The organism is Azospira restricta, assembly GCF_016858125.1.
Classification (GTDB): Bacteria; Pseudomonadota; Gammaproteobacteria; order Burkholderiales; family Rhodocyclaceae; genus Proximibacter; species Proximibacter restrictus.
In genome coordinates, this window is sequence record NZ_CP064781.1 from 2,491,158 (window position 1) to 2,513,923 (window position 22,766).

The following is a 22,766-nucleotide window of genomic DNA, read 5'->3' on the forward strand; positions in this document are numbered from 1 at the left end:
ATGATGTCCGCCCTGAAGCGCGTATTCAGGGCACTGGATCTCCCCGAACGCTCTGCCCATAACAAAGATCCCCACACCCAAGAGGCTGCGGGTTCATCGCCCTCCATTCGCTTTGAACCGATGGAGCCGCGAGTCTTATTGTCGGCCGACCCCGTTGTTGCCGTCAGTGGTGCGATCAGTACTCCGGGGGAAACAAATCAATACAATTTCACCATCGCGTCCGATACCAAGGTCGTTTTCGATTCACTGTCGAATAACGCTAACCTTAACTGGAGCCTTAATGGCCCGGACGGCAACGTCGTTAGCGAGCGTAGTTTTGCGGCGAGCGATTCAAGCGGTTTGAGCGGCACCCCGGCGATCAGTCTAGCTGCAGGAACCTATACCATCGCGGTCAACGGCAGCTCCAGTGCCACTGGTGCCTATGGATTCCGAGTGCTGGATTTGCAAAAAGCGGACGGAATCGTCGCCGGAACTGCCGTTACAGGGCAGATCAGCCCGGCCAATGAGACCGACACCTACAAGTTCGATGCCACGGCTGGTGATCATTTCTTCCTGGATGTGACCGGACGTTCCGGCGGCGATGTGACTTGGCAACTGCTCGACCCCTCGGGCCAGCAGGTCTTCGGCCCGACCGCAATGAACTCGGCCGGGCTGGACGTCGACCTGCCCAATCTCACGGCTACGGGAACCTACACACTGCTGTTGGAAGGAAAGATCGGCGCAGTCGACGTTGCCAACTACAGCTTTACAGCGCAACTTCTTCCGCCCGATTACGTACCGCCCGCGGCACCCGTCACGACCAATACCTGGATCGGTGGTGCGGGGGGGAACTGGAATACCGCTTCCAACTGGAGCAAGGGGGCCGTACCGACGGCTACGGACAATGTCTATATCGGCTTGCCCGCTGGTCAGACGGTGAATATTTCGAGCGGCGCGGTCACCGTAAATTCGTTGACCAGCGAATGCGGTTTGACCATTTCCGGTGGTGCCACGCTGAACCTCAATGGGGTCTCGAAGATCAACGGTGCACTGAATCTGACTGGCGGTACGTTGGGCGGAACTGGGGCGGTCACGGTGGGTGGCGCATTCAACGTTTCCAATGGCAGCATGCTTACCGGAAGCGGTACCTTCATCACCCAAGGCACGAGCCTGATCACGCATAGGCTCACTCTGAACGGCAGCAAAGCGTGGATCAATCAGGGCACGGCGACGGTGAGCGGTAGCGGCGACCTCTATTGCTACTACAGTAGCGGGTCCCTCACCAACGCGGCTGGTGCGACGTTCAACCTGAGCAGCAGTGCTGGTGAGTCATTTGGTTTCTATGCTGGCTCACTGGCGGTCAACAACGCCGGGACGCTGAACCAGACCGCGACCGGCACACATTCGATCAGCGGCAACATCGCCTTCAATAACACCGGTACGGTCAATGTCATTGCAGGAACGCTCTCGATCAACGGTAGCGGGACTGATAGTGGCCTTTACAACATTGCCTCGGGTGCGAGCTGCAACTTCAATGGCGGCACGCGGACGGTCAGTGCGGGCTGGAATACTGCTGGTGCTGGTACCGTCGCAATCACAGGCGGTACGACCAACGTCAGTGGAACCGTTACCGTTAGCGGCAATTTGACATTAGCAGGCGGTACGTTGGGCGGCAGCGGTGCTTTGACGATTTGCGGCGCATTCAACGTTTCCAATAACAGCACGCTTACCGGAAGCGGCACGTTCATCACCCAAGGCACGAGCTTGATCACGCATAGGCTCACTCTGAACGGCAGCAAAGCGTGGATCAATCAGGGCACGGCGACGGTGAGCGGTAGCGGCGACCTCTATTGCTACTACAGTAGCGGGTCCCTCACCAACGCGGCCGGTGCGACGTTCAACCTGAGCAGCAGCGCTGGTGAGCCATTGGGTTTGTGGAGCGGCTCGCTGGTGGTAAACAACGCCGGCACGCTGAACCAGACGGCGACCGGCGCGCATTCGATCAACGGCAGCATCGCCTTCAACAATACCGGCACGGTTAATGTCATTGCAGGAACGCTCTCGATCAACGGGAACGGTACGGACAGCGGTACATACAACGTCAGTTCCGGGGCGACGGTAGCCTTCAGCGGCGGCACGCGGAACCTCAATTCGGGGGCGAACATCACTGGTGCGGGCACCTGTTCCGTTACTGGCGGCACCGTGAACGTCAGCAGTCTGCTGAATATGGCGGCCGGCGGCACGGCGCTTTCCATCAGCAGCGGTGTGCTGAACTTCAATAACACCGTTACGTTGCAGAACGTCTCGATGACTGGCGGCACGCTGGGCGGAACCGGGGCGGTTGCGGTGAGTGGGGCGTTCAACGTCACGGGGGGCAGCACGTTGACCGGCACGGGAACCCTGACCACGCAGGGGACGAGCCTGATCAGTATGGCCACGAGCAACGGCAGCCTCAATGTCAGCGGCGGCAAGGCCTGGATCAACCAGGGGACGCTGACCGTGGGCGGTGACGACCGCATCTGTTTCATCGGTGACAATAGCAATAGCAGCCTGACCAATGCGGCCGGTGCGACGCTTAACCTGAGCAGTTCAAATGGCACGCCAATCGATTTTTACTACTCGTGGGGTGGCGGGTCGCGCACGCTGAACAACCACGGCACGCTGAACCAGACGGCGGCGGGCAGCCACACGATCAGCGGCAGTGTTGGCTTCAACAACACCGGCACGGTCAACGTGGCTGTCGGCGCGCTTTCGATCAACAGCGACGGTAGCGACAGCGGTACATACAACGCGAGTTCCGGGGCGACGGTAGCCTTCAGTGGCGGCACGCGCAACCTCAACACTGGCTCGAACATCACTGGCGCCGGAACCTTCTCCGTCGCCGGCGCCACAATGAACGTCAACGCCGCGGTGAATCTGGCGGCGAGCAGCATGGTGACCACCCTGAGCAGTGGCACGCTCAATTTCAACAACACTGCCAGCCTGATGAGTCTCGTGATAGGAGGGGGTACGCTGGGCGGAACCGGGGCGGTTGCGGTGAGTGGGGCGTTCAACGTCACGGGGGGCAGCACGTTGACCGGCACGGGAACCCTGACCACGCAGGGGACGAGCCTGATCAGTATGGCCACGAGCAACGGCAGCCTCAATGTCAGCGGCGGCAAGGCCTGGATCAACCAGGGGACGCTGACCGTGGGCGGTGACGACCGCATCTGTTTCATCGGTGACAATAGCAATAGCAGCCTGACCAATGCGGCCGGTGCGACGCTTAACCTGAGCAGTTCAAATGGCACGCCAATCGATTTTTACTACTCGTGGGGTGGCGGGTCGCGCACGCTGAACAACCACGGCACGCTGAACCAGACGGCGGCGGGCAGCCACACGATCAGCGGCAGTGTTGGCTTCAACAACACCGGCACGGTCAACGTGGCTGTCGGCGCGCTTTCGATCAACAGCGACGGTAGCGACAGCGGTACATACAACGCGAGTTCCGGGGCGACGGTAGCCTTCAGTGGCGGCACGCGCAACCTCAACACTGGCTCGAACATCACTGGCGCCGGAACCTTCTCCGTCGCCGGCGCCACAATGAACGTCAACGCCGCGGTGAATCTGGCGGCGAGCAGCATGGTGACCACCCTGAGCAGTGGCACGCTCAATTTCAACAACACTGCCAGCCTGATGAGTCTCGTGATAGGAGGGGGTACGCTGGGCGGAACCGGGGCGGTTGCGGTGAGTGGGGCGTTCAACGTCACGGGGGGCAGCACGTTGACCGGCACGGGAACCCTGACCACGCAGGGGACGAGCCTGATCAGTATGGCCACGAGCAACGGCAGCCTCAATGTCAGCGGCGGCAAGGCTTGGATCAACCAGGGGACGCTGACCGTGGGCGGTGACGACCGCATCTGTTTCATCGGTGACAATAGCAATAGCAGCCTGACCAATGCGGCCGGTGCGACGCTTAACCTGAGCAGTTCAAATGGCACGCCAATCGATTTTTACTACTCGTGGGGTGGCGGGTCGCGCACGCTGAATAACCACGGCACGCTGAACCAGACGGCGGCGGGCAGCCACACGATCAGCGGCAGTGTTGGCTTCAACAACACCGGCACGGTCAACGTGGCTGCCGGCGCGCTTTCGATCAACAGCGACGGTAGCGACAGCGGTACATACAACGTCAGTTCCGGGGCGACGGTAGCCTTCAGCGGCGGCACGCGGAACCTCAATTCGGGGGCGAACATCACTGGTGCGGGCACCTGTTCCGTTACTGGCGGCACCGTGAACGTCAGCAGTCTGCTGAATATGGCGGCCGGCGGCACGGCGCTTTCCATCAGCAGCGGTGTGCTGAACTTCAATAACACCGTTACGTTGCAGAACGTCTCGATGACTGGCGGCACGCTGGGCGGAACCGGGGCGGTTGCGGTGAGTGGGGCGTTCAACGTCACGGGGGGCAGCACGTTGACCGGCACGGGAACCCTGACCACGCAGGGGACGAGCCTGATCAGTATGGCCACGAGCAACGGCAGCCTCAATGTCAGCGGCGGCAAGGCCTGGATCAACCAGGGGACGCTGACCGTGGGCGGTGACGACCGCATCTGTTTCATCGGTGACAATAGCAATAGCAGCCTGACCAATGCGGCCGGTGCGACGCTTAACCTGAGCAGTTCAAATGGCACGCCAATCGATTTTTACTACTCGTGGGGTGGCGGGTCGCGCACGCTGAACAACCACGGCACGCTGAACCAGACGGCGGCGGGCAGCCACACGATCAGCGGCAGTGTTGGCTTCAACAACACCGGCACGGTCAACATCAGCGCGGGAACACTAAGCTATAACAACAATCTGACCAACCAGGGCACGATTAGCATTGCCCCCGGTGCACGCTTCAATGTCGACGGAAGTTTCAATACCTTGGCTCAATCCACGGTCCGTGTCGGTCTGGGCAATGCGACCTCGATCGGCGTACTCGCGGTCAACGGCACGGCAAATTTGAACGGGACACTGAACGTCTATCTGGCCGGCGGTTATGTGCCAGCGGTCAGCGACATCTTCAATGTCATGACCTACGCCAGCCGGGCGGGTGCCTTCAGCAGCTTGCTGGGGGAAAGCCCCGAGGCGCAGATGACGTTCAGCGTCGATACCACGTCCGACCCGAAAGTCCTCAAGGTCAAGAGTGTCGTCGTAACCACCGTGGTTCCCGGTTCCGATCTTGCCGTGACGGGCCTCGGGCTGGCAGCAGGCTCTACGCTGCGCTCTGGCGAGACTGTCACCGTGGTGTGGAACGACAGCAATACCGGCACGCTGGCCACGACCTCGTCGTGGATCGATCGTCTGGTGGTGCGGCGAGTCGATACCAACGAAATCCTGGCCGATATTCAGGTGCCCTACGATGCGGCGCTTGGCGGCGCAGTTGCTGGCGGGGGCAGCGTGCTGCGCCAGGCAAGCTTCACGCTGCCGCCGGGCAACCGCGGTGCGGGAAATCTGAGCATTTCCGTCACTACCGATTCGGCCAATACCGTCAGCGAAATCAATGCCGCTGGCCTGGCCGAAAATAACAATACCGCCAGCATCACCCTGAATTCGCTCCTGTCGCCTTATCCCGATCTGGTCGTGACCGACGTGGCTCCGGTCCCGGCAGCCGGTTGGCTAGCGGGTGATTCGGTCGCCGTGAACTGGAAGCTCCGCAACCAGGGTGACGGTGCGACCTCGGGGTCGTGGACGGAAACGGTACGCGTGCGCAACCTCACGACCGGTCAAACCGTGTTCACGCAGACCCTGTCCCATGATTCCGCGGTACTCGGCGATATCGCCGCTGGAGCGGTTCGCGATCGCCACCTCGATTTCATCTGGCCGACGGGAGTGAGTTCCAACGGCCAGTTCGAGTTCACGGTAACGACCGATGTTGCCAGTCAAGTCTTCGAAAACAACCTCGCAGGTTCGGCCGAGAGCAACAACGCCAGCCTGATCACCGTCCTATCGTCGCCCGACCTGACGGTCAGCAATCTGTCGTGCGACACGTCGGCGCCGAAGACTGGCGACCTGATCACGCTTAGCTGGAACGACAATAACAACGGCAACACGGCAGTCATTGGCGGTTGGTACGACCGGATTCGTGTGACCAACCAGAGCACCGGGACTGTGCTTGTCGACCAGCAACTGCGCTATGACCCGCCCGCGGGAGGGACGCTGTCTGCCGGTGCATCGGCCTCACGCAGCTTCAGCTTCCGGCTGGCCGACGGCAATGCCGGTGCCGGCAATTTGTTTATCCAGATCACTGCCGATCAAAACACCGCCGGTGCTGGCAGCCTCGTCGAGGCGAATGGCGCAGGAACGGGCGAAAACAACAACGGTGCCAGCCTTAACCTGGTCTCCACGCTGGCGCCTTACCCCGACCTCAAGGTGACCGACCTGGGGGTCAGTCCGGGTGCCGGCTGGCTGCCTGGCGACACGGTCAATGTGGCCTGGAAGACGCGTAACCAGGGCGACGGTGCGACCTCCGGCTCCTGGACCGAAACGTTGCGCGTGCGCAATCTCACGACCGGGCAAACCCTGTTCACGCAGTCCCTGGCCTACGACAACACGGTGGCCGGCGATATCGCCGCCGGCGGCGTGCGCGATCGCAATGTCGCGCTGACCTGGCCGACGGGGGCGAATGCCAATGGCCAGATCGAGTTCACGGTGACAGCCGACGGTGCCGGGCAAGTCTTCGAAAACAATCTCGGCAACACAGCCGAAACCAACAACGTCAGCCAGATCACCGTCGTCTCGGCGCCGGACCTGGTAATCAGCAACCTGACCAGCGACGCGACGGCACCGAGAACCGGTGACCTGATCACCCTCAGCTGGAACGACATCAACATCGGCAATGTGGCGGTGAATTCCGGTTGGTACGACCGGATTCGGGTCACCAACCAGACGACCGGTGCGTTGCTGATCGACCAGCAATTGCGCTATGACCCGCCGCAGGGCGATGCGGTGGCGGCAGGGGCATCGATTCCCCGGAGCTACAGCTTCCGGCTGGCCGAAGGCAATGCGGGAGCGGGCAGTCTGCTGATCCAAGTCATTGCTGATCTGCCGACGTCCGGAGGCGGCAGCCTCATCGAGGCCAACGGTGCGGGGATGGGCGAGAGCAACAACAGTGCAATCCTCATCCTGACCTCCACGCTGGCGACCTATCCCGATCTGCAGGTCGGCAACCTTGCCGTCAGCCCGGCAGTCGGTTGGCAGGCGGCGGATACGGTCACGGTGACCTGGACGACGCGCAACCAAGGCGATGGTCCGACCGCGGGCTCGTGGAATGAAACGCTGCGTGTGCGCAACCTGAGCACTGGCCAGACGCTATTTACGCTGAACGTTCCCCATGATTCTGACGCTCTTGGCAGCATCGCTGCCAGTGCCTCGCACGATCGTGGCATCGACCTAAGCTGGCCGAGCGGCGCGAATACCTACGGCCAGATCGAGTTTACGGTTACCGTCGATGCGGCCGGGCAGGTCTTCGAGAACAACCCCACCAACTCGGCCGAGACCAACAACGTAAGCCAGATCACGGTTCTGTCGGCACCCGATCTCATCGTTGGCAACCTGATCAGCGACACGGCAGCGCCCAACACTGGCGACCTGATCACCCTCAGCTGGAACGATATCAACATCGGCAACGCGGCGGTGAATTCTGGCTGGTATGACCGGATTCGGGTCACCAACCAGACCACCGGCGCGCTGCTGGTCGACCAGCAGTTTCGCTATGACCCGCCGCAGGGCGGCACGTTGCCCGCCGGCGAATCCGTCGCCCGCAGCTTCAGCTTCCGTCTGGCAGAGGGCAATGCCGGTGTCGGTAACCTGCTGATCGAGGTCACTACCGACCGGAATACGGTCGGGGCAGGCAGTCTCGTTGAAGCGAATGCAGCCGGAAGCGCGGAGACCAACAACAGTGCCACCCTGATCCTGACGTCGACGCTGGCGGCGTATCCTGATCTCGTTCCGGAAAACCTCACGCTGATTCCGTCCGAGAACTTCCAGCCCGGGCAATTGGTGACGGCGTCGTGGAATACGGTCAACCACGGCAACAGGCCGGCGGAGCAGCCCTGGAGCGAACGTCTCGATGTGGTTAACCTGACCACCAACGTCGTGGTCGCCACGGTCATCGTTCACGAGGACCTGAGCACCGGGGTGATGGGAGGAAACGAAAGCCGTGCCAGGACGGCGCAGTTCAACTGGCCGGTAGGCGCATCGGCCTTGGGGCGCTTCTCCGTCCGTGTCGCGGTCGACAATGCGGCGAACGTTCTCGAAGCCAATGCGGGTGGCACGGCCGAAAGCAACAACACGCTCGAACTCGTCAACGAGGCCGGTTCCGACATGCAGATACGCAATCTGCAGGTCACCACGCCCGATATCCAGGCCGGCGGGCTCGTTAACATCGTCTGGGAAGACTGGAACCTTGGCAGCAGTCCGGTCAGCATTGCCTTCTACGATCGTATCGTCGTCCGCAATCAGGCGAACCAGATTCTGGTAGATAACACACTCGTCTACGACCCGCTGGCCAGTACCGGCGGGCAACTCAACGGTGCCATCCAGCCAGGCGAGTCGCGTACCCGCAGCTTGAACTTCCGCTTGCCGGAAGGGCTGGTCGCTACCGGCGACATCAGCATCACCGTGACGGCAGACCAGAACGGCGCCGGATTCGGCATGCTGTACGAGACCAACACCAGCAATAACGCCGAAGCCAACAATGCTGCCAGTACGCAGGCAACGGCGGCCGCCAAGGCTTATGCAGATCTCCGCGTCGATAGCGCGAATGGACCGCTTGCGGGCGTAGGAGGGGAGCCGGTAACCGTAAACTGGACAGTATCCAATCACGGGCAAGTCGACACTGCCGTCGGCTGGAACGACCAGGTCGTTTTCAGTACGGATAACGTCATCGGCAATGCCGACGACGTCGTCATCGGGACCGTTCGCCGCGCGCAGCCGCTCGCCGTCGGCGAGAGCTACAGCCAGTCGCTCACCGTAAACGTACCGATGCGGTCGGCGGGCCACTATTACCTAGGCGTCCGCGCCGATACCGCGAAGGAAGTGCTCGAACCGGATACGCGTGCCGACAACGCCAGTGCGGCAAGCCCGATCGACCTTGCGACGCCATATTCCGACCTGAACCTGCTGTCGGTATCGGCGTCGGAGCAGGCCGTCAGCGGCGACAGCGTTCTTGTCACGTGGGAAGTCCGCAACGACGGTAACGCCACGACAAATCTCGCGCAGTGGAGCGACCGCGTCGTCCTCTCGAGAGACATCAACGCGAGCGCCGACGACATCGTCCTTGCCGGATCAGTGACCCACGCCGGCCTGCTGGTGCCGGGGGCCGGCTACGTCGGAAAGGCAACGATCACGCTGCCGCGCGATATCAGCGGCGACTACTACATCCTCGTCGAGACCAACAGCAACCGCACGATCACCGAGCTCGGCCGCACGTCGAACAATACCCGTGCGAGCGTGCTGCCGCTGCATGTCGCGCTGTCGCCGGTCGCCGACCTCGTCGTCGGCAACGTCACCGGGCCGGCCTTACTGCATCCCGGCCGATCGGGGGCCGCCGGCGATGCTGCCACCGTCAGCTACACGCTCGCCAACAACGGCACGATTCCCGTGAGCTCGGCATGGCGCGACCGAATCTACCTCGAGCGGGCCGGCACGCTCTACGAAGTGGCCAGTGTGCTCAATACCACGCCGCTTGCCGTAGGCGAAACGGTGCAGCGCACCGCCAGTTTCTCCCTGCCCGGCTCGATCGGTGAAGGTGAATACCGCTGGGTCGTCCGTACGGACGCCGACAACTCGGTGTACGAGCGCGACGGCGAAAACTACAACCAGGTCGCCTCTGCCGCCACCGTCCAGGTCGCGCGCCTCGACCTGGCGCTGACCGGCGTCACCGCGCCGGCACTGGCGCAGTCCGGCGACAGCATCCGCGTCGATTGGACGGTGCGCAACAGCGGCGCCGTCGCCCTTGGCAACTGGGTGGACAAGGTCTTCCTTGTGCAGGGCGGCACCAGCATTCTGATCGGCAGCGCCGCCCGCAGCGGCCCGCTTGCCAGCGGGGAAAGCTATAGCGTCGGCGTCGATTGCGTCGTGCCGGTGCAGGCCAGCGGCGAGTACCAATTGCAGGTCGTCATCGACGCCAACACGGCGCTCGACGACCGTTCGCGCACTGACAACCAGGCCGCTTCCGCCTTCTCCGTCGCGCTGTCGCCGTATGCCGACCTCGCCGTTACAGCGGTCACTGCACCGACCCGGACGATAGCCGATCCCGCGCCGCTGGACGTCAGCTGGACCGTCGAAAACCGCGGCATCGGTGCAGGCCGGACGGCGTCGTGGATCGATCGCGTCATCCTGTCGACCGACGCCACCTTCGGCAACGCCGACGACCGCATCGTCGGCGAGTTCCGCCACGATGGCGCGCTCGACGTTGGCCAATCCTATACCCGCAACGAGCGTCTCCTGCTGCCGGCAGGGATGACCGGGGTCTACAAGATCTTCGTCGTCAGCGATGGCGGCGGTGCCGTGTTCGAGAACTACTCGGAAACCAATAACGTTGGCCGTGCCGCCGACGATATCGAAGTCATGCCGATGCCGTACGCCGATCTGGTGGTCGAATCGGTTACGACCGAAGGAACGGCGGCCAGCGGCAAGCCGCTGCACGTGACCTGGTCGGTCGCCAACAACGGCATCGGCACGACCAATATTGCCGACTGGAACGACGAAGTCTGGCTGAGCCGTAACGCTGACGGTTCGGATCGCGTGGTGACCTTCTCCAGCGCCCGCCATACCGGTTTCCTCGGCGTCGGTGACCGCTACAGCCGCAGCGTCGACGTCACCCTCCCGGAAGGAATAGAAGGTACGTTCTACCTCAACGTGCGCACTTCCGGCCCGTTCGAGTTTACCCACGGCGGCAACAACGTCGGGCATTCGCTGGCCATTCCGGTGGCGCTGTCGAGTTCGCCGGACTTGCGCGTCGAAACGATCACGCTGCCGACCGTCGCGCAGGAAGGCTCGCTCGTCGACGTGTCGTGGACCGTCGTCAATCAGGGCGAGGGCACGGCCAGCGGCCTCTGGGTGGATACCGTCTACTTGCTGCCGGTTTCCGGCGGCGCAGCGGTCGCGCTAGGCAGCTTTACCTACGACCGTGGGCTCGCATCCGGAATCCGCTATTCGCGCACCGAGCAGCTCCGTCTGCCAAGCAAGATCGAAGGCCTCTACCGGATCAAGGTGGTGACCAACGCCAACCTCGGTGGAACCGGCAATCAGGTCTACGAATACAACACCGCACGCGACAACAACGCGCTGTTGTCGGCGGATACGCTTGAAGTCGACCTCAACGACCGTCCCGACCTCCGCGTCGGCAGCGTCACCGTTCCGGATCACGTCACCTCCGGAAGCAGCGCCGCGATCCGCTACACCATTACCAACCAGGGGCCGGCGGCAACCGCCGGGCGCTGGAAGGACAAGGTCTACCTGTCGACAGACGCGGCCCTCAGCGGCGACGATCTGCTGGTAGGCCAGTACGACAACGTCAGTGCGCTGGCACCGGGCGAGAGCTACGCCAACGAAACGGCGTCGGTCGACATCCCGATCCGCTATCGCGGCAACGCCTACCTGCTGGTCGTCGCCGACGCCAACAGCAACCTCGACGAATACCCGAGCGAAGGCAACAACCTGCGCGCCGCCCAGTTCTACGTTGATCCGGTGCCGTTCGGCGACCTCGTCACCAGCAACGTCGTCGCGCCGGATCAGGCGGTGCATGGCAGCACGATCGGCGTCAGCTACAAGGTCAGCAATCTTGGCAGCGGTCCGACCCGCGGTGACAATCTGGCGGTCAGCAGCTGGACCGACACCATTTGGCTGACGCAGGGCAACCGGCGGCCGACCGGAAACGACATCCTGCTCGGCTCCGCCGTGCATGTCGGCAATCTCGCCGTCGGCGCTGACTACCTCGGCGCCTTCAACGTCACCATCCCCGACAACATCGGTTCCGGGACGTACTACATCACCGTCTGGAGCGACGCGTACAACGTCATCCTCGAAGACACGCTGGCCAGCAACATCAATCCGGACGACCCGACCCAGGTCGACAACAACAACTACAAGGCGCGGTCGATCGGCATCATCGGCAAGCCGCCGGTCATCATCCCGCCGCGCGATCTGGCGGTGACCGACGTACAGGCGCCGGCCACGGCCGATGCAGGCGGCGCCTACTCGTTCTCGTACACGGTCCAGAACCTCGGCGCGAGCTTCAGCGGCACCTGGTACGAACGCGTTTACCTTACCGACAATCCGAGCTACGACGCTTCGAGCGAGCGCTGCCTGATCGGCGAATACATGCGTTCAGGAACGTTTGATAGCGGCCAGCGTTCCGGTATGGGGGCAACCGTTCAGCTGGCGCCGTCGGTCAAGGGGCGCTACCTGGTCGTCAAGCTCGACAACGATGCCAATTCGACCAACAACGTCGGTTCGGCGAGCTCGCAAATCGTCAGCCATCCGGCCGACCTGCGCGTCACCGAAGTTGTCACGCAGCCCGACAACTATTCCGGCGAAGAGACCACCGTTTCGTGGACGGTCACCAATTTCGGCGACGCCGTCTGGGCCGGAACGCGCAACTGGTACGACACCGTCTTCATCAGCCGCGATCCGGAGTTCATCCGCGACCGCGCGACGCCGCTGGCGACGGTATCCCATTCCAACGTGCAGGGACTGGCCGCGTTCGGCAGCTACACCGCTTCGACCAAGGTCAAACTGCCGCCCGGTACCGACGGTCAATATTTCATCTACGTCATCACCGACGGCGACCCCAATACGGCCGACATATGGAACCGCCGGCCGAAGGACGAAGTCCTCAACAGCACCGATAACCGCTGGCCGCGCGACGACTACTATCCGACGACGGTTTTCGAAGGCGGGCAGAACGTCAACAACTTCGGCAAGAGCACGCTCAACATCGCGTATCGCGAGCCCGACCTGCAGGTCGACAGCATTACCCTTTCCGAACCGAATCCGCATTCCGGACAACAGATCACCGCCACCTGGACGGTGACCAACCGCGGCACGCGAGAAACCCGCAGCAACTCCTGGTACGACGGCGTCTATCTGTCGCGCGACGGTTCGCTGGACTACGGCGACTACCCTCTGGTCGACCGCGGCTCCACCAGCGAAACACAGCTGCGCGTGCGCCAGGTTTCGCTGCCGAAATACCTCAAACCGGGTGAGTCCTATACCTATTCGGCGACCTTCACTTTGCCGGAATCGATCAGCGGCGACTTCCGGCTGATCGTCAAGGCCGACACGGCAATTACCAGGGATCCCTCGGGCCAGCCCGGCACCGTCCGCGATGGCTTGCCGGCGCTGGCACTGACCGGTAACGCGTCGGGCCTGGTTCCGGAGTTCAAGGACGAAGGCAACAACATCGCCAGCATCGCGCTGCCAATCTCGCTGGCCGTGCCGCCTGACCTGCAGGTTGCCTCGGTGAGCATCCCGGAATCGGTCATCGCCGGCCAGAACTTCACCGTCAACTATCGCGTCATCAACGCCGGCGGTGCCACGCCCGGGGATCAATCCGCCTGGAACGATCTCGCCTTCCTGTCGAAGGACCGCTTCCTCGACGTCAATCAGGACCGCTACGTCGGTTATGTCCAGCACTCCGGAGGTCTCGCCGCCGGCGGCGGCTACGACGGCACGTTCAACATCACGGCACCACGCGGACTCGAAGGCCCGTTCTACGTGTTTGTGATTACCGATCCGGCGCGGGTCTGGGGGGCAGGCGAGTACGGTCGCGTGCGCGAGTTCGGCTACGACCAGAACAATGCCACCGCCGGCCTCCAGCCGATCATCATCGAGACGCCGCCGCCCGCCGACCTGAAGGTCAGCAACGTTGTCGTTCCCGCCGCCGGCAAGGTCGGCGAGGACGTGCAGATCCGCTACACCATCGTCAACGACTCGAGCAATCCGGCTTACGGGCGCTGGACCGACGCCGTCTATCTCTCCAGCGACAGTACCTGGGACATCGGCGATGTCCTGCTCGGCAAGGTCGACCATGTCGGCGACCTGGGCGCCAATGCGAGCTATGACGGAATCTTGACCGCAAAGCTGCCGCCGCTGCGGGACGGCAACTGGCGGATCATCGTCCGGCCCGATCTGTACAACGAAGTCTTCGAAGGCAAGATTTCCTACACGGCGACCGGGCTCAACCTGCCGCCCGGCGAAGCCAACAATCGCACGGCCTCCGGTTCAACGTTGCACGTCGAAGTGCCGGAACTCGTCGTTGGAACGACCCTTTCAACGGCGCTCGGCGCCGGTCAAACCAAACTCTACAAGGTCAGCGTCGCAGCCGGCGAAACGCTGCGCGTGACGCTCGATTCGTCGGCAACGGAGGGCGCCAACGAGGTCTACATCCGTTACGGTGACATTCCGACGGGTTATGTCTTCGATGCCGCCTACAGCGATCCGGTCGCCGCCGACCAGCAGGCGGTGATCCCGAGCACGCAGGCCGGGGACTACTACGTCTTGGTTCGTTCGCGGCAAGGGGCGGCGAACACCCCGGTGACCATCCGCGCCGATCTGATGCCCTTGTCGATCACGCGCATCACTCCCGACCAGGGCGGTACCGGCGACGCCGACCACCGCTGGGTGACGGTCGACATCTACGGCTCGCATTTCCGGGCCGGGGCGCTGGTCAAGCTTTCCAGCCCGGGCGTCTACGAAACCGAACCCGATCGCTGGCAGGTACTCGACGCCACCCACATCCGCGCGATCTTCGACATGAGCCGGCTGCCGCACGGCCTCTACGACGTGACGGTCGTCAATCCCGACGGCGAGCGCGTCACCGAAGCGCAGCGCTATCTCGTTGAGCGTGGGATCGAAGCCGACGTCACGATCGGCATCGGCGGTCCGCGCACGCTCAATCCGGGCGAAAGCGGCCTGTACTCCGTCTCGCTGCAAAGCCTGACCAACGTCGATACGCCATACGTCCGTTTCGATTTCGGCGCGCCCGAAATGGGGTCCAGCGAGGACGTGCTGTTCGGCCTCGGTCTGCCGTATGTCGTCGTCGGCACCAGCGTCGGCGGCCAGCCTGCCGGGCAAACGGTCGACGCGAGCGGCAATACGCAGGCTTACGGCGCGACTCCGACCAGCGGCTTGCCGCGTGCCGACATCCCGTGGGCCAGGCTCGACAGCGTTCAGAACACCGCAGGCTTCAACCTGGTCCCCGGCTACGCGGTCGATGTCCAGGCCGGCGGCTACGTAGGAATGGCCTTCAATGTCCAGACCTACCCGGGTCTCGCCGAGTGGATGGCCTACGATTTCGAGGGCTTCCGCGACAAGCTCTATGCCGTCCGTCCCGACTGGAAGGCGCAGGGCCTGCTCGATGGCGGCGTCGAGGATCTCGACAAGATTTCCGACGGTCTGGCGGACCGCTTCCTTTCCAAGGTCCCTGAGATTCACCTGCTCAAGTCAGAAGCGCTGGCCATGCCGTTCCGCTTCAACGTTGTCGGTGCGGCGACGCCGATCACGCGCGACGAGTTCATCGCCGATCAGACGGCGCATGCCACGACGCTGCGTGCAGCGATTCTTGCCGACAGCAGCGCGCCGACCAGCCTCTCGGTTCTCGCTGCCGATGAAGCGCAGTGGGTGCAAGGCTGGCTGGGCGCCCTCGAAGCCGCCGGATTGTTGCGCCCGGTCGACGAAGCGCCGCCGATCCGCGAAACTGCGCCGGTGCTCAGTCTCAATGCGACGCTGGCAGCAGGCATCCTGCTCTCGAAGGGCGGTGACGATTACCGTACCCAGGTCGACCTCCTCGGTTTCTTCGCCAAGGTGCAGCAGTGGTACGGTGACACCGCCCGCTTCGCCGGCGATGCCAGCGCGGCGAAAGCGAACGTTGAGTACTTCGAACGGCGCGAGGACCAGGAGGGCAATTTCGTCGATGTTCCCGTGCCGGTCATGGCCGATCCGGCGGACTTCGCCATCGACGCCGCCCACGACACCCACTTCCTCGACTTCAACGTATTCGCCGGCGGCGTGACCGAACTCGAGTATCTGCGCCACATCGGGCTGCTTGACAACGATTTCCGCCCGCTCGCGGCGCAATCACTGAATCTCGCCCAATACCTGCAGCAGGCGGCGCAGCAGAACGCCAACGCCAATGCCGCGATCAGCGTCCGTGGTCCGCAAGCCAGCCTGGGTGCCGACGGCAAGGCTTACGTCCCCGCCGGTACGGCATTGCCGTTCACCGTGAACATCAACAACCCGACCAATGGACCCGTGGGACAAATCCGTCTGGTGGACCAGCTCGATCCGAGCCTCGATGCCGCCAGCCTGCGCCTCGGCGACTTGAAGCTTGGCGACATCAACGTCCACATCCCGACCGACAAGGCCACGTTTCAGGGCGATTTCGACTTCACCGCCAGCAAGGGCTTCGTCCTCCGTGTCAGCGCCGGCATCGACGTCTCGACGCGTATCGCCACCTGGCTGCTGCAGGCGATCGACCCCGACACCGGCGAGGTGCTGCGCGACGGCCTGCACGGGCTGCTCACGCCGTCGGCCGATGGCAGCAATCCCAACGCCCAGCGCGGCTTCGTCAGCTACACCGCGCGTGCGGCTGATAACGCGGCGTCGGGCGCCGAGATCGTCACGTCGGTACGCGTCCTCTTCGATGCCGCACCGCCGATCGACAGCGAAGCTGTCAGCGTCAACCTCGACGGCCGGGCGCCGACCACGGCGATCGCCGTTACAGCCCTCGGCAACAACGCCGACGGGGCGCCGGTGTACGACGTACACTGGAATTCCGTCGACGATCTCTCCGGCATCAAGTCGGTGACTGTCTACGTCGCCGAAGACGGCGGCGACTTCCGCATCTGGCAGCGTCAGGTCGCGCCGGAAACCACGTCGGCGCTGTTTACCGGCGTTGCCGGCAAGCGCTACGAATTCCTCGCCGTCGCCACCGACCGCGCCGGCAACCGCGAAGCCGCATCGGTCGTCAATGCCGTGCTGCCGGACGATGGCGCGCGCCAGGCCGTGCTCGATGCCCTCGGCGTAACCGAAACGCTGACCCAGAGCGCCGAAACGCCGCTGGCGACACCGGATCGCGACTACCCGGCGAACGCCTTGTTCGCCGAAGCCGCCAGGCTGCTGCCGGGGCAGGTCGCGCAATCGCGCACGGCCGACCTGCGCAGCGTCCTCGCTCCGTTCACCCTGCGCGGGTTTGCCGAAGGCTACGGCCAGAGCGCCGGCGACATCGGCGCGCAGGCGATGGTCGAACTCGCCGACCACAGCGTGCTGGTCAGCGGCGGTGCTGCGCGCAACGAAGTCTTCCGCTTCGACAAGGACGGCGGGCGTTCGCTGACGCCGTTGTTCACGCTCGACAGCCCGGTCCTCGACATGGCCGTCGACAGCGTCGGCCAGCTATGGGTGATGACCGGCGCCGAGCTACTGCAGATCGAAGCCGACACCGGCGCGATCGTCCGCCGCTTCAAGGGGCCGGGCGAAGAACCGCTGACCCATGCGCTCGCCATTTCGCCGGCGACCGGCGAAATCTACGTCTCGTCGGGCAACGGCATCGAAATCCTCAAGCCGAACGAAGCCGATCCGGCCAAGATGTGGAAGCACTTCAGCAACCAGCGCGTCGGCGATCTTGCGTTCGGTCCGGACGGCCGCCTGTGGGGCGTCAAGTGGTCCGGCAGCGACATCGGCGAGACGACCGACATCCTCAGCTTCCCGATGAGCGGCCGCACCGTCGGTCGCCCCGAGCTCGAATACCGCATCGCCGGCATCGTCGACAGCATTGCCTTCGGCAAGGCCGGCTCGGCGCTCGACGGCTTGCTCGTCGCCTCCAGCCAACTCAAGCAGCGCCCGGTTGTGGACGGGGCCGAAATCCCGCACCAGGCCGGCGTCTGGATGATCGAACTGGCCAGCCGCACCGTGCTGCAGGTCGCCAGCGGCGGCACGCGCGGCGAAGGCATCCTGACAACCAACGACGGCCGCATCCTGGTCGGCGAAACCTATCGCATCGACGAGATCGCGCCGCGTCGCGCACCGTCGGTCCAGGCGGTGAGCGTGCCGGACGGTTCCTTGGTGCCGTTGCCGATGAACCAGATTGGCATCGTCTTCGACCAGGCGATGTGGACTGGCGATGCCGCCGACCTCGGCAGCGTCCTCAACGTCGACAACTACACGCTGACCGCGCTCGGCGACAACGCCGGCGCTACCCGCAATCCGGGCGCCGTCCGCTGGGACGCCGCCACGCGCACCGTCTGGCTCGATGTCGACGGGCTCGACGCCGGCCAGTACCAGCTCAGCATCGCCGGCCGCCTGCAGAGCGAGGTCGAAACGCCGCTGCAGCATGGCTACGAGACCACCTTCACGGCGCTCAATGACATGAGCCACAGCGTGCGCATCGACTTCTCGCGCACGCGTGCCGACCGCGCCACCGGCAGCATCAGCTACGACGTCAGCCTGACCAATATCGGCACCGACGACCTCGAGGGACCGCTGATGCTGCTGCTCGACCCGGGCCGCTATTTCGGCGAGGCGATTGCCGATGCCACGCAGGGCGACGGCAACCAGTCCGACCTGTGGGTGCTCGATCTCACTGCGGCGCTCGAAGCGCTCGGCGGCAAGCTCGCCGTCGGCGCCACTCTTGCCGACCAGACCGTCAGCATCGTGCCGGCCGGCAACTTCGCCGTTCGCGCCGGCATGGCCGATCTGATCAAGGCCAACCTCGGCCACGGCGTCTATGCCGCGCCGCAGGACAACCTCCCGCCGGCGCTGACTGTCGCCGGCGAAATCGATGCCGACCAGCTGCCACCGGCTACCGCCGGCGAGGCGTGGAGCGCGCAGATCGAAGCGATCGACTCCGACGGCACGCGCTTCTACTGGCAACTGGTCGACGCGCCGGCCGGCGTCATGCTCACCCCGCCGGACGCGATTGCCAGTGAAGAGGACGGCTATCACGCCGTCGCCACGCTGCGCTGGACGCCGACGGCCAGCACCGATGCGATCAGCGACATCCTCGTGCGCGTCGAAGACAGCCGCGGCGGCGTCGCCTTGCGCCGCTTCCAGGTTCCCGTCGCCGGCGGCAACCACGCCCCGATTGTCGATGGCGCCTACGACCTGACGCTCAAGGAAGGCGAAACCCTGTCGCTGCCGCTCGCCGCGGCTGATGCCGATGGCGACCTCCTGACGCTGGCCGTCAGGAATCTCCCGTCTGGCGCTGTGTTCGACGCCGCCAACGGCATGCTGACCTGGACCCCAGGTTACGACCAGGCCGGTGTCTGGCGCGACGTAACGATCATCGTCAGCGATGGCAAGACCAGCAGCCGCCAGTCCTTCACCGTCACCGTCGAACAGGGTTACGCCAAGCCAGTTCTCAACCCCGTGCCGACACAAGCACTACGCGAGGGCGACAGCTACGCGCTGCAGCTCGCCGGCTCCGTACCGGGCATGTCGCCTGGTGCCGCGCAGGCCGACGGCACCACCGTCCGCCTCGAATACAGCGCTCCGTGGCTGCCGGGTGGCGCCTCGCTCAACAGCGACACCGGCTGGTTCGAATGGACGCCGGGTTACGACCAGCACGGCCGCTACGCGATGCCGGTGACGCTGACGGCGATCTGGACCTCGCCGGACGGCGAGACAATCGAAACCAGCGTCACGCGCGACATCGTGTTCGAAGTCGCCAACGCCAACGGCGCGCCGATCTTCGAATCATCCGAGACCTGGAACATCCTCGAAGGCCAGCCGCTACGCGTCAGTGTCTTCGCCTTCGACCCGGACAACCCCGAGTTCGAGCCGAAAATCCGCCTGCGCCCCGGTGCGGATGCCACCGGTCCCGAAACGACGGCTCCGACGGTCAGCTATGAAGTCAGTGGTCTGCCCGACGGCGCGATCTTCGACGCAGAGACGATGGAAATCGTCTGGACGCCGGGCTACACGCAAGCCGGCAACTACAGCATCACCGTCACCGCCACCGACGACGGTGACGGTACCGGAACCCCCGCTGTCAGCCAGCTCGTGCTGCCGATCGTCGTCGCCGAAGCCAACCGCGCGCCGAAGGTCGGCGACATTACCAACGCCTTCGTCGACAAGGGCAGCGTCATCGAAATCCCGGTCTCGGCGGTGGACGTCGACGGCAACCCGGTGACGCTGAGCATCTCCGGCTTGCCGCGTTTTGCGACGTATACCCAAAATCCGTCTGGCGATCCGAGCAAGGTCTCCGGCGTCATCCGCTTCACGCCGGGTGAGGGTGACCGCGGCGATTACACCATCACGGTGACCGCGGTCGACGACGGCGGCGGCAATATCAACCAATCGCTTGCCGAAGCGAAGAGCTTCGTGCTGACCGTGCGCAGCCTCAGCGAGGCGCCGGTCATTACCGCGCCGCAGCAGGTCGTCGGCGTCGTCGGGCAACCGCTCAGCGTGGCGATCTCGGCACGCGATCTCGATCAGGATGCGCTCGACTGGAGCAGCGTCGGCCTGCCGATCGGCGCGGTGATGACGCCGGCCGCCCAGTATGGCCAGGCGACGCTGACCTGGACGCCGACGGCCGCCGACATCGGCGCCCGCGACATCGAAATCGTCGTCACCGACCAAGGCCTGCCGCCGCAGGACGCCCCGAAGGAAGTCCCCTTGGGGGACGCCGGCATCGTCAACCCGGAAAATTCGACACCGAACGTCACTCGCCACAAGCTGCGTATCGTCGTCCGCGACGCCAACACTGCACCCGACGTACTCGGCGTACAGGTCGACGGCAATACGGTGGCGGATACGGGCGCTTCTGCGCTGCACGTTAATGCCACCGAAGGCGTGCCGCTTGCGCTCGACTTCTTCGGCCACGACGCCGACGTTGACGTCCTCAACTGGTCGATCGACGGCCTGCCGCGCGGCATGGTCGCCACGCCGGACGGCAACCGCATGTCGCTCGCCTGGACGCCGGACCGTTTCGCCGCGCAGGATGGCAACGCCCCGCAGGAAGCCCCCTTGGGGGGTACGGGAACCGCCGGCCTGTGGCGCTTCACCGTGCACGGCAGCGACGGCATGGCCGAGTTCACCCGCACCATCGAGATCAGCGTCGCCAACGTCAACCAGACGCCGCGCATCCTGCCGATGCCGCTGCAACTGGTCAGCGAAGGCGATACGCTCGGCTTCACCATGCGTGCGGCGGATGCGGACAACGACGCTATCCAGCTCTCCCTCATCCACGACGACAGCACGCCGCAGGGCGTCCATTTCGATGCCGACACCGGCTACTTCGAATGGACGCCGGATCAAAACGTCGTGAACAACGCGCTGGCCGCCGACAAGCCCTACACCTTCACCTTCCGCGCCACCGATGGCACCGCCACGACGACGCAGACCGTGCAGGTGCGCGTGTTCGACGTGAACCGCATGCCGCAGCTCATCGTGAGCAACCACGCGGTCATTGTCGGCAACACGCTCGATCTTCCGGTCGCCTTCGGCGGCACGGCAACGGGACTCACCGTCGCCGACCCGGATGGCGAAGCCCAGACGCAAGCATTGACCGTCAGCTTCAGCAACCTGCCCGAAGGCGCCAGCTACGACGCCCAGTCGCGCCGTCTCAGCTGGACCCCGGGCCCCGGCCAGATCGGCGATACGCTGGTTACCGCCAAGGTCTTCGACGGTCGCAACACCACGTCGCGCAGCTTCGTCCTGCGCGCCGTCGCCGACAACGAAGCCAACCGCCCGAGCATCCTCGTCTCTACGACGCCGAGCCTGCCGGCGCAGCCCGGTCAGCTGGTCATCGCCAGCGTGCGGGCCGACGCCTGGAGCGGCATCGCGCATGTCGCGGCCGAAATGCGCAACGGCGAAAACCAGCCGTGGCAGAGCGTCGCGCTCGACGCATCCGGCCGCTTCCGCTTCACGCCGCAGGTGCCGGGCCTGGTCGACATCCGCGTCACCGCCACCGACAACGACGGCTTTACCGCGAGTCAGGTACACACCGTCCGCATCAAGGACCCGGCCGATACCCAGGCACCGCAACTCGCCTGGGTCGGCGCACTTGCGGGCAGCACCGCCATCGCAGCCCCGGTCGAAATCAACTCGGCAGCCTCGCTGGTCGCCGCCCTCGACGAAGCTCAACTCATGGGCTGGCGCCTGCAAATCGCACCGGCTGGTGCCGATAGCTGGCAGACGCTTGCCGGGCAGGAAACGCGTGCCGCATCGCTCGACCAGCAGCTCGCGCTCGCCATGCTCGACCCGGCGGCCTTCGCCAACGGCGTGTACCGGCTGCGTCTCACCGCGTGGGATCTCGCCGGCCGCACGAGCGAAATCGAGAGCAGCATCCTGATCGATAGCGCAGAGAAAGCCCCGCCGGAAGCGGTCGCCACCGACGCCCTCTACTCGCTCGGCGGCCATAGCCTGGCGCTAACGCGGCGTCTCGACGCCAACGGTGCGCAGGGCGATTTCGGCAACTGGACCCTGCCGCTACTCAACACCCGGCTCACGACCGACCAACCGGCCATCCTGGAGACCGGCTCCATCGCGCCGTGGTCCGAGGGCGCACGTGTCTGGCTAAACGTTCCGCAGAGCCTCTCCGACGCCAATGCCGGCCTGCAGGCGCTTTCCTTCACGCTCGGCACGACCAGCGAGCGCCTCTCCACCGATCCGGCCGCACCGCAGGTCTGGCACCCGGTCTTCAGCAACGCCCAGGGCTGGTCGCTGCTCGCAACTGCCAATGCTGAAGCAGGGCAGGGCAGCCGGGCGGATAGCCTCACCCACCAGGGCAGCCACCTCTATGACCGCAACACCGGCCTGCCGTG

At 64.3% G+C, this 22,766-nt stretch carries 1 protein-coding gene (only partly in view); it reads left to right on the top strand.

What is annotated here, in order from left to right:
• On the top strand, positions 1 to 22,766 hold the 5' portion of the coding sequence (locus IWH25_RS12210; protein WP_203386071.1) for a tandem-95 repeat protein. 11,002 nt of this gene lie beyond the right edge of the window; only the first 22,766 of its 33,768 coding nucleotides appear in the window; its start codon is at positions 1 to 3; its stop codon lies off the right edge, out of view.